This window comes from Clostridium sp. OM02-18AC, assembly GCF_003481825.1.
In the GTDB taxonomy this organism is placed as follows: domain Bacteria; phylum Bacillota; class Clostridia; order Lachnospirales; family Lachnospiraceae; genus Brotaphodocola.
In genome coordinates this window covers 304,231-317,724 of sequence record NZ_QULW01000001.1, presented here as the reverse complement: position 1 = coordinate 317,724, position 13,494 = coordinate 304,231, and the positions used below count along the sequence as shown (strand labels likewise).

The 13,494-nt window shown below is 44.0% G+C and carries 14 protein-coding genes; 2 read left to right on the top strand and 12 right to left on the bottom strand.

Going from position 1 to position 13,494, the window contains the following annotated elements; all coding sequences use genetic code 11:
- Positions 1-32 precede the first annotated feature (32 nt).
- The 7 genes from DXB18_RS01585 to DXB18_RS01555 form a co-directional block, all read right to left on the bottom strand.
- Positions 33-1,322: an IS630 family transposase gene (locus DXB18_RS01585; protein ID WP_118705621.1), complete on the bottom strand. Its 1,290-nt coding sequence runs from the start codon at positions 1,320-1,322 to the stop codon at positions 33-35.
- Between the two features lie 241 nt (positions 1,323-1,563).
- Complete coding sequence (locus DXB18_RS01580; RefSeq protein WP_182430427.1) at positions 1,564-2,220, bottom strand: HAD family phosphatase; 657 nt, start codon at positions 2,218-2,220, stop codon at positions 1,564-1,566.
- Between the two features lie 22 nt (positions 2,221-2,242).
- On the bottom strand, positions 2,243-3,334 hold the full coding sequence (locus DXB18_RS01575) for an SIS domain-containing protein (RefSeq protein ID WP_118544316.1): 1,092 nt from the start codon (positions 3,332-3,334) through the stop codon (positions 2,243-2,245).
- Between the two features lie 18 nt (positions 3,335-3,352).
- Positions 3,353-4,189, bottom strand: a complete 837-nt coding sequence (locus DXB18_RS01570; RefSeq protein WP_118544317.1) for a PTS system mannose/fructose/sorbose family transporter subunit IID — start codon at positions 4,187-4,189, stop codon at positions 3,353-3,355.
- Positions 4,173-4,940: a PTS sugar transporter subunit IIC gene (locus DXB18_RS01565; protein ID WP_118544318.1), complete on the bottom strand. Its 768-nt coding sequence runs from the start codon at positions 4,938-4,940 to the stop codon at positions 4,173-4,175. Before DXB18_RS01565 ends, DXB18_RS01570 begins: the two co-directional genes overlap by 17 nt.
- A 4-nt stretch (positions 4,941-4,944) precedes the next feature.
- The gene (locus DXB18_RS01560; RefSeq protein WP_118544319.1) at positions 4,945-5,436 is read right to left on the bottom strand and encodes a PTS sugar transporter subunit IIB; all 492 of its coding nucleotides are present in this window, start codon (positions 5,434-5,436) and stop codon (positions 4,945-4,947) included.
- Positions 5,433-5,855, bottom strand: coding sequence for a hypothetical protein (locus DXB18_RS01555; RefSeq protein ID WP_118544320.1), 423 nt, complete (start codon positions 5,853-5,855; stop codon positions 5,433-5,435). Before DXB18_RS01555 ends, DXB18_RS01560 begins: the two co-directional genes overlap by 4 nt.
- A 274-nt stretch (positions 5,856-6,129) precedes the next feature.
- Between DXB18_RS01555 and DXB18_RS01550 the strand changes: the two genes are divergently transcribed.
- Positions 6,130-7,251 carry an ISAs1 family transposase gene (locus tag DXB18_RS01550; RefSeq protein WP_118544321.1) on the top strand — a complete coding sequence of 374 codons (1,122 nt, stop codon included), beginning with the start codon at positions 6,130-6,132 and terminating at the stop codon, positions 7,249-7,251.
- A gap of 547 nt (positions 7,252-7,798) precedes the next feature.
- Here the strand turns inward: DXB18_RS01550 and DXB18_RS16690 are convergent.
- A complete protein-coding gene (locus DXB18_RS16690; protein WP_279220682.1) occupies positions 7,799-8,212 on the bottom strand; it encodes a transposase in 414 nt (137 codons plus the stop codon).
- Entirely contained in the window at positions 8,193-8,681 is a 489-nt protein-coding gene (locus DXB18_RS16685) for a transposase (protein ID WP_279220681.1), read from the bottom strand. The genes DXB18_RS16690 and DXB18_RS16685 overlap by 20 nt, the downstream gene beginning before the upstream one ends.
- Before the next feature lie 164 nt (positions 8,682-8,845).
- Here DXB18_RS16685 and DXB18_RS01540 point away from each other — a divergent pair, with 164 nt between their 5' ends.
- Positions 8,846-9,562, top strand: a complete 717-nt coding sequence (locus tag DXB18_RS01540; RefSeq protein WP_118543991.1) for a GntR family transcriptional regulator — start codon at positions 8,846-8,848, stop codon at positions 9,560-9,562.
- Positions 9,563-9,612: 50 nt separating this feature from the next.
- Here the strand turns inward: DXB18_RS01540 and DXB18_RS01535 are convergent, their stop codons facing one another.
- The 3 genes from DXB18_RS01535 to DXB18_RS01525 all read right to left on the bottom strand — a co-directional run bounded on the left by DXB18_RS01535 (position 9,613) and on the right by DXB18_RS01525 (position 13,023).
- Positions 9,613-10,428 (bottom strand): histidinol-phosphatase, encoded by an 816-nt coding sequence (locus DXB18_RS01535; RefSeq protein WP_243103077.1) that lies wholly within the window; start codon positions 10,426-10,428, stop codon positions 9,613-9,615.
- 32 nt (positions 10,429-10,460) lie between these two features.
- The gene (locus DXB18_RS01530; RefSeq protein ID WP_118543989.1) at positions 10,461-12,137 is read right to left on the bottom strand and encodes a DUF3298 and DUF4163 domain-containing protein; all 1,677 of its coding nucleotides are present in this window, start codon (positions 12,135-12,137) and stop codon (positions 10,461-10,463) included.
- Between the two features lie 217 nt (positions 12,138-12,354).
- Positions 12,355-13,023: a hypothetical protein gene (locus tag DXB18_RS01525; protein WP_118543988.1), complete on the bottom strand. Its 669-nt coding sequence runs from the start codon at positions 13,021-13,023 to the stop codon at positions 12,355-12,357.
- Positions 13,024-13,494 lie beyond the last annotated feature (471 nt).

The window sequence follows — 13,494 nt, the reverse complement described above, 5'->3', positions numbered from 1 at the left end:
TGGATTCATTATGAACCCTTGGTCCTTCTTTTTTATAGGCTATGTTTTTTCACAGCCCCCTGGATAGACTTTCTCTTTCGTGAAATTGGTTTTGGTGCTTTTTTGTTTTTGCTTTCTGCTGAAGCAGCTTTTGCATTTACAACCTCATACACTATGGAATCAATATCTTCTTGAGAAAAATCGATGGTATCCATTTTATATGTCCATTTGTAGGGCACTGGTTCTTTGTTGATTTCATCAAAGTATCTGTAGATTCTATCTTCGAGTTCTTTCTTGCTTTCCACACGGATTCCATCCAGCATCTGCTTTGTCATTTTACTGAAAAAACCTTCAATCATGTTTAACCAGGAACCATGTTTGGGTGTAAATACAAACTCAAAACGTCCAGAAACCGTATTCAGATATTCCTGGGTTTCTTTGGAGGTATGTGCAGAGTGATTATCCAGAATAATCTGAATAATATCGCCCTTTGGATATTTTTCATCAAGTTTCTTTAGAAAAGTCACAAAGTAAGAACTTTTATGAGTTTCACTTACTAATGGAATTGCTTCTCCTGAGAGCAAATCAATCGCTGCAAGCAGGGAGAGGGTTCCCAGCCTGACATACTCATAATCTCGCTGATAGCCATTGCTTTTATCTGTATTCGGAATCGGTGGACGGTCTTCACCTGTGGTAGCAATTGCCTGAATTCCTGGCTTTTCATCATAAGACAGGGTATGTACGGCATCTTTCTCAAAGGGAATCAGTTTTCCATCCTTGTCAAACTGCATTTCAATCTGCTTGTAGATAACAAGGACATCATGCATTTTTGCATCAAACTCAGGATCCCGTCTTTCGCAGTAATAGGACACCTGAAACGGTTTGATCCTTGCATTGCTCAGAATTTTCCGAAGCGTTGTTTCAGCTACTGTTGCCATACGAGGATGTCCTTCCGTTTCTGCTATAGAGTTGATGAATTTCCTGAAACTCATGGGATACCAGAATTCAGCAGAATAGCCGTAATCCTTCGGTTTTTGGCAGGCTTTACTGATTCCCCAGGTGATATCGTCATCGGTGATTTCCGTTTTTCTTCCACGGCCGTTGTTATCATGTAAAGAAGCTTCAACACCGTTCTCTTTAGATTTATTAAGACAACGTTTTACCACACCGATTCCAATATCCAGTTTGTCAGCAATTGCTTCGTTAGATGCACCCTCAGATTTGAGCAGAAGGATCCTAGCACGTTGATAAACGCGAATTTCCAAAGTGCTCTGAGTCAGCAGTTTATTTAAGTAAGATTTATCATCATCTGTTAAAGAAATAGTTTTAATTGTATTAGGCATAATTGACACCTCCGATGGTTCAATTATACCATAATAGGAATGTGAATTAAAATAGTTTGTTATTTAAAGTGGATTATACTAGTGTAACGGTTTTAAATTAACTACACCATATCACTTGCCTATTTTCCCGAGAATACATGCCAAAAAGCCTCAGCGTAGCCCCGCTACGCCTACGTTTTTTGACATGTACTCTTGAAAAAACATTCTGCGTGAATGGTGCAGTTATTTAGAAACCGTTACACTACATGTTTTCCAACAGCCTAGGAAGCTCTCCCAGCCGGTTAATATAACAATCCGCCCCCTCCTGATTCATAGAAAACCGGGTCTCACGCCTGGCTACCACATAAAGGCCGGCTCTTTTTGCCGCCTCAATTCCATAAGCGGAATCCTCCACCACAATACACTGCTCCCCGGATAATCCCAGCTGTTCCAAACATTTCAGGTAAATCTCGGGATTAGGCTTGCTTTCCTTAACCATATCCCCACACAGCACAATCTCCATAAAACTGCCAAAACCGCACAACTCCTTCGTCTCCATTGCCTTTTCCCTTGGCGTGGAGGTTGCCATAGCCAGACGCAGACCCATGGCCTTCAGTCTTTTCAGCGTAGGAATGGTATCCTCAAACACAATATCCTGATAAGACACCGGATGGCTTCTTCCGTAAACTCTATAAGCCTCAAAAAATTGTTCTCTGGTCCATTCAGGCGGAAAATACGCCCGGACCGCCTTCCAGTGCCCCTCCGAGGTAGCTCCCACCATCTTTAAAAGCTGTTTCCTTGGAACCTCCCTTTGGGCTGCCTCACGGGTAAATTCTTTAAGCCTTCTCATATAGACAATCTCTGAATCAATCAAAACACCGTCCATATCAAAAATGACCGCCTTTATCCTTCCGTCCATCCGCCTGCACCTTTCCTCGTTCTTACCGCTGAACTGGCTTTGCCTTTGTCTGTAATGCATCCCTTGTGCGCGGATAATTGCGCACATTCAGATCAATCCCCTTTGCTGTATAAGTCAGATAAGCCAAAAGTTGCATCGGAATACAGTATTCCAGGGCAGAAAAGTCCTCATCGTTTATAAAATCCGCTTCCAGAACATGGCCGGACTCCACTCCGTCCTGTGCGCCGATGGAATATACATGCTCGTTCTGGTCATTCATGATTTTGAATAATGTATTGATTCTGTCATAACCCCAGGTCTTTGGAGAAATAAGCACCGTGTACACATCCGGCTTTACAGAGGCCAGAGGGCCATGAAGAAATTCCTCAGACTCAAACCAGAAATAGGGATAGCGGACCGTTTCCATAGATTTCAGTGCTCCCTCCATTGCCGTTCCCACATTTGCGCCATAACCGATCACATAACATTTCTCACAGGCTTTCCAATCTTCTTTATTCGTCTCAAACCATGCCTTGGTTTTTTCAACCACCGCGTTTGTGTGACCCAACACCTTATTCAGTCTTTCCTTATAGTTCCTGTATGTATCTTCATCCACCCGCTTACTGTACCTTGCCGCTTCCAGAGCCATCACATAAAGCGTCAGCACCGTGCAGGTGTACCCCTTCGTTTTTGGCCCCACAAACTCACGTCCGCAGTCGATTGTCACCTTGTTCTTTGCGGTCTGGGTGCATGTGTTGTTCAAATACTCTGTCACAACAAAGTTATCCATTCCAAGGGTATTTGCTTTCTGAAGGGCATCAATGGTATTCGTGCTCTCCCCCTCCTGGGTCACAGCTACCATCAGATCAGTCTCCGGCTTCAGTGTGTCTTCAAAATGCGCAAATGCGTAGGAAGTTACTGTCACGCAGGGAACTCCCAGCATCTTCTCCATAAAATACCTTGCTGTCACACATGCGTTATAGGAGGTTCCGCTGGCCGCCAAAATTACTCTCTCATATGGCTTTTTTGCAAAATTTTCAGCAAAAACGCGGCAGAGGTCTTCACTCTTATCTACAATATGCAGTGCTGCCTCCTGCGTTTCATTGATATAATCCATCATTACAAAATCACTCATTTCAATTCTCCTTTAAATCTACAGTATTCCGAAAAATTTTCCTACAATGCCTACCGCAATAATTCCAAGCATGATCCAGTATGCCTTTACGCCCTTCTTTAACAGCTTGTATACAATAAAGGTTGCCGCAAGGGGAAGCATACAGGGGCAGATTTCATCAAAAATTGACTGAACATCCAATGTAACATCAGAGCCAAAATTAGCTACCAACGCTATTTTTATGGATACCATGGATGCAATCATGCCGCCTATTACCGTAAGTCCCATAACCGATGCCGCCCTGGTCGCGCGGTTCATAAGACCGCCGGAAACCAATGTGTCGATTGAGTCCGCTCCCAGCTTGTAGCCAAACAGGACGCCATAGTAGCGCACCAGGAAGTTAGGGATGTTATAAATCAGCAGGAACAGAAGGGGGCCAAGAAGATTCCTCTGCATAGCCAGTGATATACCAATACCGGTGCCAATGATACGGAAGGTTCCCCAGAAAAAGGTATCGCCGATTCCTGACAGCGGACCCATAAGGGCTACCTTTATGGCGTTTATGGAAGATACATCGAAATCCTCATTTTCGGAAGCTTCCTCCTCCATTGCGGCCGCAATGCCCAGAACAAAGGGAGAACAGGCAAATGTATTGTTATATACCTCAGAGTGGCGGCTCAAAGCCTGCGATAATTTTTCCTTATTATCCCCATACAGCTTTTTAAGTACAGGGATAATGGAATAGGCAAAGCCCGGTGCCTGCATACGGTCCATGGAATAACAGGCCGGAAGAAGAAAAGAGCGGAAAAACAAAGACATAAGATCCTTTTTCGTTATTTTTTTGCCTGTTGCCTCTTCATTAGATTTCGTTGTCATCGACAGCCACCTCCTTATTTGCATGATTGCTGGAATTAAATACTAAAACCGCCAGAATCGCTCCCACAATCGCAACACCTACATTGCTCATTCCTAAAAATGCAACGAATACAAAACCGATAAACAGGTATGGTGCCAGCTCCTTATTGTAGGTAAGCTGCATCAGCAGCGCAAAGCCCAGAGCCGGAAGCATATTGGAAGCCACTTTGATTCCGTCTGTAATAAATGCAGGAATCACTTTAATCAGATATTCAAACAGCGGCGCTCCTACCAGCATGCCTAAAAGGACTACCAAAAACGGGAAGAAGAAATAATTGAACAGTCCCATCCACTGACAGATCTCCATAGTACGGGTATTCCCGTCCTCTGCCGCCCGTTTTGCCCGCTCACTGAGCAGATGGTTTAACGGAATCCATGTCAGGTATCCTATGGTTGTTGCGAAAGTAGAAATCGGAAGTGCCAGCGCCAGCGCTACCTCGGTTCCTGTTCCGCTCCCCAGAACAAAACCAGTACATAATGCGCTTCCCAGAGTGATTTCCGGCATACCGGAATGTGCGCCGATTCCCACCAGTCCCATACTGAGCAGTTCAAACTGCGCTCCTATTATCATTCCTTCTACCGGGTTCCCGTAAATGAATCCTACCAGTGTTCCAACGATTAATGGACGCTGTATCATCGTCATTCCGAAAATACGGTTATCAATTTTACATATTCCCGCGATCAGCGCCACTAAAAAAGCCTTCATAAACATATGGTTATCCCTCCTGATTTTTCAATGCCTTTACAAGAAGCTTCTCAAGATTTACGAATTTGTCACTGGGCGTCGGAAGCATTCCCACTGCCACTCCTGTTTTTATCACTTCAAGAAGTGCTTTCATGTCCTCATTTGTCAAATTCAGATTATCTGTAATATACTCCGCCTTTTTTCTCACTCCTCCGATGGTCAGACGCTGTACGTCCTTTACGCCCTTGCATACCTTCGCCGCATCCTGCGGGTCGCTGACCAATGCCATAATCTTATACTTCTGATTCTCCGGTGCGTTTAAAAAAGCAATTCCATCCTCCACGCTTCGGAAGCCATATTTCACCCCCGGCGGAACTGCCATTTTCAAAGCTTTTTTCCTGAGCTCGTTTTTTACAACCTCATCGTTGATTACTAAAAGTACGTTTGCATCCAGAAACCTTGTCCATGATATAGCAACCTGTCCGTGAATCAGACGGTCATCCAAATGCAGTGCCTTTATCATAGTTCATCCTCCTCTCCCGGCTGTGCAATCCGGTTCACATACCTGACGCCTTCTTTTCCTACGTTTTCCAGATATGCAGCCAATTCCTCTGTCTGCATATCCTTCGGTGCTAAAAGCGCTTCCAGCACCATGCCCAGATTCATGCCCGCAACCAGATACAGCTTCTTAGCGGACAGATATTCCGTCAGAATGTTATTCACATTTCCTCCAAACACATCTGTCAGCGCTATGATTTCATCTCCGGCTTCAAATCCGGAAAGAATCTGCTCAACCTGTGTCCGGATGCGTTCGCCTGAATCCTCTCTTGCGACCATTATGGTTTTTACCGGACTTATCAGTGCACTTCCACAGATAAACGAAGCACTTTCCAGTATAGCTCCTGCTAATGGGCCATGGGAAGCTAACAGCAGATGCCTCATCCCACCATCCTCCCTTCTTTTTATTGATATTTACATTTATTTGTAATATATATACATTATTGGCGATTTTACATTTCTTTCCTCTACATATGTATATATATTTATGTAGGTTCATTATAACATACTCATACTTTTTTGCAATATTTTTTTACATTTTTCATACTTTTTTATACATTTAAAAGAAACATCTTTTGTTTCACGACAAACGCATGAGTAAATAAATTGTGAACACGCTCCTTTTCTGATAAAATTAAAAGAAAAGGGGCGTTGATACATGCAGGAATTATTAGATTGGCTGGAATACATAAAAGATGATCGTCAGCAAAGGAAAGTTCGTCATACATTAAAGGACATTCTTGTTATTGTGTTGTTTGCAACATTAGCAAATGCAGATGACTGGGTAGAAATGGCATTATTTGCAGAAAATTATCAGGATTATCTTCGCAAATATATAGAGTTAAAAAACGGAATACCATCTCATGATACAATAAGACGCGTAATGGGAATGATATCACCAGAAATCCTGCAGCAGCTCTATGGAAAATGGCAGGATCGTTTAAATCAGGACGATGGGGAACTGTTGAAGAAGATCATCTGTATCGATGGAAAAACCATGCGTTCCAATAAAAGAGGAGATGGGAAGGCGGCCCACATTGTATCAGCATGGAGTAAGGAGGATGGTTTTTGCCTTGGTCAAAAAGCAGTTGAAGAAAAAAGCAATGAGATCGTAGCGATCCCGGAATTGCTGGACAAGATCCAGATAAAAGGCCAGATCGTAACAATCGATGCAATGGGAACGCAGACTGCAATAGCGGAGAAAATAAAGAAAAAACGGGCAGACTATGTGCTGGCATTGAAGAGAAATCAAAACAGTCTGTATGAAGATGTACAAGAATACTTTTCAGACGAAGAGTTCCAAAAAGAGATCCGTGAAAGAGGTAATTACAAAAAAACCCAGGAAAAAGCACATGGTCAGATCGAGATAAGGGAGTATTATCAGACAGAGGATATAAAGTGGTTAAGCCAAAAAAAGAAGTGGAAAGGACTGTCCAGCATCATAATGGAAAAGAAAACCCTGAAGAAGGAAGGCAATACAGCCATAGAGTATCGTTATTTCATTAGCAGTTTGAGGGCAGATATCGAACAGGTCAGCCGTGCAGTTAGAGGACACTGGAGTATAGAAAGCATGCACTGGTATCTGGATGTAACCTTCCGGGAAGATGCGAACACAACAATAGATAAGCTGGCAGCACAAAATTTGAATATCATAAGGAAATGGAGCCTGAGTATTTTGAAACCGGCACAGATGACAAGGCATAAGCTGTCGATGAGAAAGAAAAGGTTTGTAGTTAGTTTGCACCCGATTCAATATCTGGAAGAACTTTTAGAAGCTTAAAAAAATGAAATATAGTAAAAAAAGAATTGACAGGGGATAATCATTCATGCGTTTGTCGTGTCTTTTGTTTGTATATACATTGACCTTTTTCTCCATTTCGATTATAATAATTAAGCTCAAACTTCCCACATAAAAAATGGGGCTCGCACCTTGAAAAATCAATACTTTAACTCATAAATTAACATTCTGACAGGCATTTTAAGCATAGCATAATGCCTGTTGCATATATTTTGGCAGTCGTCAAATAAAGTTGGATGTAAATTCTTCCAACTGACTTTCTGTTATATGAAAGTATTCCATAACAGCATCCATTAGGGCATCTATAATAATCCTCATGGATTGGCTGAATGTGATATCATCCAATTCATCCAGTAGGCAGAAAAATAGTTCACAGATGGTTTTCTCATCTGTATTACGTCTTTGTGCGATAGACAGCATCATGTATCTTGTAAAAACGATGGCAATATGAGCATTTAAGGCATCATAAGATGTGCTTCTGCATTCTTTCTCCAGATGAAGATACGATTTGCAGGATTTGAAGAAAACTTCAATATCCCATATGCCGATATCTGGAACGTCCACGCCTCTTTTTATTACGACTGTAGATTTCCTTGATATTCAGATTTTTATCTTGGTATCCAGATTTGATCTTGCTGCTTTTCTTGATCATGGCAATGATATCCAGATTTTCTTCCTTTTTTAAAGCCTGGATTGTCTTTGGAGAAGAAAACCAACTGTCAAAAACAACGTATTTTGCAGCAATCCCTGCTTTCTGAACAGAATGGATCAGTTCGACCATGACATCAGTAGCTTTCCGCCGGGATTGACTTCTTCGTTTCCTGGCAAGGGAACGTCCATCATAGCATTCAGCTCTGCACAGAAGATTTTTGTCATCTGCAGCTGAGAGAAAGCAATGATTAATTGAAACAAAGGAATTTCCATCAGACCAGCCAAGCTGCACCAAGTGTCAGCATACGATAGCCACGCTTATATTTCATCGAGCAGTGATCAAAGACTTTTGCAAGAAGTTCTGTTTTCTTAGAACGTGACCGGTCAAACAGGCTATCATCGATAATGAATACGTCCTTGCGGTCTTCGGAAGTCAGTGGCTTCATAAAATCATTGACGATATTTGCAGAAAGCAGTGTTGTAAACCTTTGCCAGTTCGTCTTCGGACTATTTATAAAGCGATAGACGGTATTTTTAGAAAAATCTTCCTTAAATATGCCTGTTTTTCGCTGCATATACATGCTTCTGTCAGAAAAAAGGAGGCAAAATAGATAGCGAAAGATATCCATTACCGGAATCCCCTTTTCTTTTCCGGCATTGCTCTTAAACAAAAGCTTGCCTATATGAAACTCCGCGATAAAATTTGTGACAAAATCTAAAACATTGTTTTCGTTTTGGGAATTACGTGGTATACTTGACATGGCATAAATCTCCTTGCTGTGTAATTGTTTTTCGTCAACTCAATTATACCACTAGCGAGCGGTTTATGTCTTTTTTATGGGTTAAAATATTGATTTTTCAATGTTAAACACACCAAATGGTGTGGGAAGTTTGAGTTAAATATATTTAAATCGGAGAGGATTTTATGGGAAAGCAGTTACCGAAATATAAAGAAATAGAACGGGATATTCTTAATCAGATACAGAGCGGCGCTCTCAAAACAGGGGATCAGATTGAAACAGAAAATGAACTATGCGAGCGCTACAAGGTCAGCCGTATGACTGCCCGAAAAGCCCTGGATCTGCTTTCTTCGCAAGGCTATATAAACCGCATGCCGGGAAGGGGAACCTTTGTAAGTTCTATACAAATTTCAAAAAAAGCCAACTTTACCCGAAGCTTTTCAGATGATATGCGGTCGATTGGAAAAGCTCCAGGCTCTATTTTAGTGTCTTATTCCATCCATCGGGCCGCTGAAATTCCCGAAGCCGCAAGAGAACTGGGACTTGGGGATGATGAGCTGGTCCATTCTATTATAAGAATTCGTACCGCAGACGACACGATCATGGCTCTCAACTACACCTACCTTCCTGTCAGCCTGTTTCCTAACTTTGATCTTCGTATGCTGGAGGGTTCCCTTTACAATTATATCTCGCAGCACTATGACATTGATCCCACAGACGGCTCCCGCACAATCAGTGCGGTTTTGCCTACCCCACAGCAAAAAAAATGGCTGAAAATCGACGATATCCCGCTTCTGAAAATTTCCCATCCGGGCCATCTGACTGACGGACGCCGTTTTGAGTATTCGGAAACCTACTATATTGGTTCTCACTTTATCTATCGATACGAACGGTCTGAATAAAAGGAAAAGGAGCTGTGAAAAATGAGATCATCATTTTTCACAGCCCCTTTTTAATTGAATGGAATTTCCCGTAATCCCTCCGGACTTAACACCGTCACCTTCCGGAATCCGCACTCATAGGCAATCTGTCCGGCCATGTCGAAGGCATAGGCAATGGTACTGGCACTGTGGCTGTCGGAATTGATCATGATCCGGCCGCCCATGGCATGGAGCTCTTTCAATAAGATCCGGTTCGGATACGGAACTGTCCGGTAACCGCGTGACATGGCACCGGTATTGATCTCAAACGGGAGTCCCTGCCCGTGAAGCTTTTTCATCGCTGCAAGTGCCGGTTCCAGATACGCATCCTTCGTCTCATCAAAATGCTTATATCCTTCATTAAACTTCGTAAGCAGGTCAAAATGTCCCACCCAGTCACACTTCAGACGATCGTATACGGTTCCCTCCAGCTCATAATAATCCTTCGCAAACGCGTACCAGTCACCGTTCCAGAGTGTTTCCACGCCCTGTACCAGCTTTTCCTCCGTATCGTCCACACATACAAGCTGCCCGTTTTTTAATACACTGTGGGTGGAACCAATGGCATAATCCGCCTGCTGGCGCGGTCCCAGCACATCCAGTTCAATGCCGATATACAGATTCAGTTTCCCGGCATATTCCTCTTTGAGTTTCTGCAGCTCCTGCCTATAAGATGCCAGAATCGCATCAGACATGCCAAAGCCCGGCTCATACATCGAATAATCTGCATGGCCGGATATTCCAAAATCGGTAAGCCCCATGCGGTAAGCCGCCTCCACCATCTCACGGGGTGTACTCTTTCCGTCGCAGTACGTTGTGTGTGTGTGAAAATCACCTCTTATTTTCATTTGCGCAAATCCTTCCTTGTTTGGTCTTTCCATCATCCTACATACGGTACCATCTCAAAACAGTCATTTTCGCTGACTCCGTTGATCTTCCACTCCCAGTCGTCTGCTGCTTTCGTAACCGGGATCCGGCAGATGCGTCCGTCCGTAAGCTGTGCTTCCACAAAGCTCTCGCCATCGGTAGCGGTGATCGTGTAAGACGTTCCGGACGGCAGTGTTTCCTGCTTCCAGGAGTCCGCCAAAGTCCCCGTTCCAACCGTCACATCCAGTTCCCGTGTCGATACCAGCGTAACCGGATATTCCTTATACATATTTCCAAGACGGTACACAGTCTCATCGGTCTTTGGAAGTCCACCCTCTCCGATATGGTAGATCCGATACGCGCTGTAAGTTCCGAGCACATCCATGCGGTCCCACAATGGGAAGCATTCCGGATCGGTGATCGGAGAACCTGACCAGCTGCTGTCTAAGGAACCCACAAAAGCTGGTGTCCCTTTGCTCAAATCAAACACGTTGATGTAATGGGCATCGTTGTCACTCTGATGCTGCAGATACAGATATGTTTTTCCATCCTCAGTGTGGATCAGGTAACCCTCGGAGGAATAACCGCCAGAAGCGCCGTAATCCTGCTCGATCAGCTTTTCTGTGTTGAGAGAGGTACTGTCGCAGGTTACGGTAATAGCACCGCCAATCCCGTATTCATCACGGTCCACGGTGTAGGAGATCTCCTCTTTCTTTCCATCTCCGTTTCCATCAGCTTCCAGCGTCTCGTACTCCTGAATCTGCATGACATAAGATGTTTTCGATGTCTCATACTGCTTCTCAAACAGGTCCGCACGTTCTGCAAACGGAATCTCCACGCGGATCGGACCTGCCGCATAAGGTGCGATATCGTACTGGTTAAACAGGACCACTACCCGGTCATTCATCAAAAACCACTGCACACTGCCGTAATCCGGATCTTTGCCGTAAAACATGGCTTTCACGGTATCCTCGTAGCCCTCAAAAAACATGTCAGGATCGTTTTCCTCTTTCAGCTTCTGACAGACACTATCGTAAACGCCGTCGTAATCTGCTGCAATATCCTGCAGTGACAACTCTTTTCCGGTTTTCGTATCAAAACAAATCCCCTTATAATAGGTATTCGGATGCGCGCCGCCGAGCCAGCTGTATTCCGTCTGCTGCAGACTCAGTACCGTTTCATCGGTCCGGAGCGCTGTCACGCTCACCTCGGACTCCCAGGCACTGTCCTGAAACATTTCCGGACTATCCTGATAGCTTTGTCTGGCATCCTCCTGATTTTCCTGAAAAAAGGTATTCTGATCATCCAGATTTTTCTGGTTCAGGGCATCTATGGCTTTCTCCAATGCTTCATGCCCTTCCTCCAGAAGATGTACCTGAGATGTTTTTACGGAAAGCAGTGCCTTGTTATCCTCCCAGTCATTGTTGTATTCCGTGGTAATCTCCAACGGCAGCACACCCGAATGATTGCCCAGGGAATCCGAATCTTCCGTTACTGATGCGTCTGCGCCAGTATCAGAAGTTTCCGTTTCCGAATCCGCTATGGTAATTTCCTGCTGTGAGACATTTTCTGCCCCGGAAATCCGTTCTGTGCTGATTGCTTTCTTTGCACAGCCGCCGGTAAAACCTGCTGCTGCGATCACAAGTGCAGCGGCCGTATATTTTAACACTTCGTATTTCTTTTTTTTCATATTCTTTCCCTCCCCGTAATCACCGGCGCCTCCTCGATAAGCAATGCAATAAAAGCAAGCCCTGCCACATCGTTTTGTGCGGGCAGGACTGCTTTTTTCACTGTCTCGTTCTTCTAACTTTGTAACGGTTCCGTATCTTCACAGTCACGAGCAAAAATCTAACTTCTATGATACCGGATTGTTTCGCACTGCATGCTACTATAATCCTTGTATCATACTATCTCGCAAACAGCACCAGTTTCTGTGCCTGGTTCTCGCTATCGCTCCATACCAGCAGGTTGCTGCCCTGCTCCACATCTTCCAGGGAAACGATCTGTCTGGTCAGATACGGCAGAATGCGGCAGTCAGCAGAAACTGCATACTCGGTTCCGGCCGTGGAAACCAGACTCCAGCTTCCGTCTGCATTTGCAGTCATGGATTTTACCGTAATGTACTCCGGTGCCTTCGCGTCTGCCGGGATCTTACCGATGACAACCTCGCCGGTTGCCTGCGGTGGAAGGCTCATGGCCATAGCCGGGCCGATGTAGGCATACACCGTCTCTCCGGCCTGAAGATCCTTTAATTCCACTGGATAACCGTTTTCACCATCCAAAACCAGTGTATCATCGGAAATATTTACAATGACTTCCCCCTCAAACACATTGCCTGCCGGGCAGTCCAGATCGATGCTGCTGCCATCCACGCTGATGATGGTGCCCCAGATTGGTGCCTGCTCCTCAGCTGCTGCATTTTCACCAACTGTTCCCGGTCCTGCTGCTTCATTCTGGCTCATACCACTTCCGGCTACAATGGTCGGGGACTGGGCTGCCATGGCAGTCAGAACACCTGCTGCTGTCATAAGAGCTGCCATACCAATAGCTGTAATTGCATTGTTTTTCTTTTTCATAAGATCTATCTCCTTATCTGTAATCATGGTTCAGCGGTGTTATTTTCATCCGCTGCATCGTTTTCGGTTACAAAATACTTCTGTTTCCTTTTCACACGCACAGTATAGCAGATAAATTTCTTAATTGCCATTGATTATTGCAGACGTTTCTCTTAAGGATTTATTACCGTTCCTATTTACGCAAACGTGACAAGCAACTTATGACCTACTGTCTTCCCAAATAATCCACAATGACATCCGTCCGTGTCTGATCTCTGGTCTGTGCCTCAATATAATAATTTCCAGTTCCATTGATGATTGGTTTCAAATACAGCAAAACAGACGTCGACCATTCTCTTCTACAAATTTGTCTGAATCTTTTCCATAAATATCATGAAAATGAACCATGAATTTTTCCTGGACCCGTTTCATATCCAATACGCCGTCTTTTATAAACTGGTTTTTATCGCGTTCTCCAAACTGATAAGTGTG

Excerpts from the sequence above, each read along its gene's own strand:
- DXB18_RS01580 (WP_182430427.1), bottom strand. The coding sequence starts at position 2,220 with ATGGACGGAAGGATAAAGGCGGTCATTTTTGATATGGACGGTGTTTTG.
- DXB18_RS01525 (WP_118543988.1), bottom strand. The coding sequence starts at position 13,023 with ATGAAAAAGAAAAACAATGCAATTACAGCTATTGGTATGGCAGCTCTT.
- DXB18_RS01555 (WP_118544320.1), bottom strand. The coding sequence starts at position 5,855 with ATGAGGCATCTGCTGTTAGCTTCCCATGGCCCATTAGCAGGAGCTATA.
- DXB18_RS01540 (WP_118543991.1), top strand. The coding sequence starts at position 8,846 with ATGGGAAAGCAGTTACCGAAATATAAAGAAATAGAACGGGATATTCTT.
- DXB18_RS01575 (WP_118544316.1), bottom strand. The coding sequence starts at position 3,334 with ATGAGTGATTTTGTAATGATGGATTATATCAATGAAACGCAGGAGGCA.
- DXB18_RS01570 (WP_118544317.1), bottom strand. The coding sequence starts at position 4,189 with ATGACAACGAAATCTAATGAAGAGGCAACAGGCAAAAAAATAACGAAA.
- DXB18_RS16685 (WP_279220681.1), bottom strand. The coding sequence starts at position 8,681 with ATGTCAAGTATACCACGTAATTCCCAAAACGAAAACAATGTTTTAGAT.
- DXB18_RS01565 (WP_118544318.1), bottom strand. The coding sequence starts at position 4,940 with ATGTTTATGAAGGCTTTTTTAGTGGCGCTGATCGCGGGAATATGTAAA.
- DXB18_RS01585 (WP_118705621.1), bottom strand. The coding sequence starts at position 1,322 with ATGCCTAATACAATTAAAACTATTTCTTTAACAGATGATGATAAATCT.
- DXB18_RS01550 (WP_118544321.1), top strand. The coding sequence starts at position 6,130 with ATGCAGGAATTATTAGATTGGCTGGAATACATAAAAGATGATCGTCAG.
- DXB18_RS01560 (WP_118544319.1), bottom strand. The coding sequence starts at position 5,436 with ATGATAAAGGCACTGCATTTGGATGACCGTCTGATTCACGGACAGGTT.
- DXB18_RS01535 (WP_243103077.1), bottom strand. The coding sequence starts at position 10,428 with ATGAAAATAAGAGGTGATTTTCACACACACACAACGTACTGCGACGGA.
- DXB18_RS01530 (WP_118543989.1), bottom strand. The coding sequence starts at position 12,137 with ATGAAAAAAAAGAAATACGAAGTGTTAAAATATACGGCCGCTGCACTT.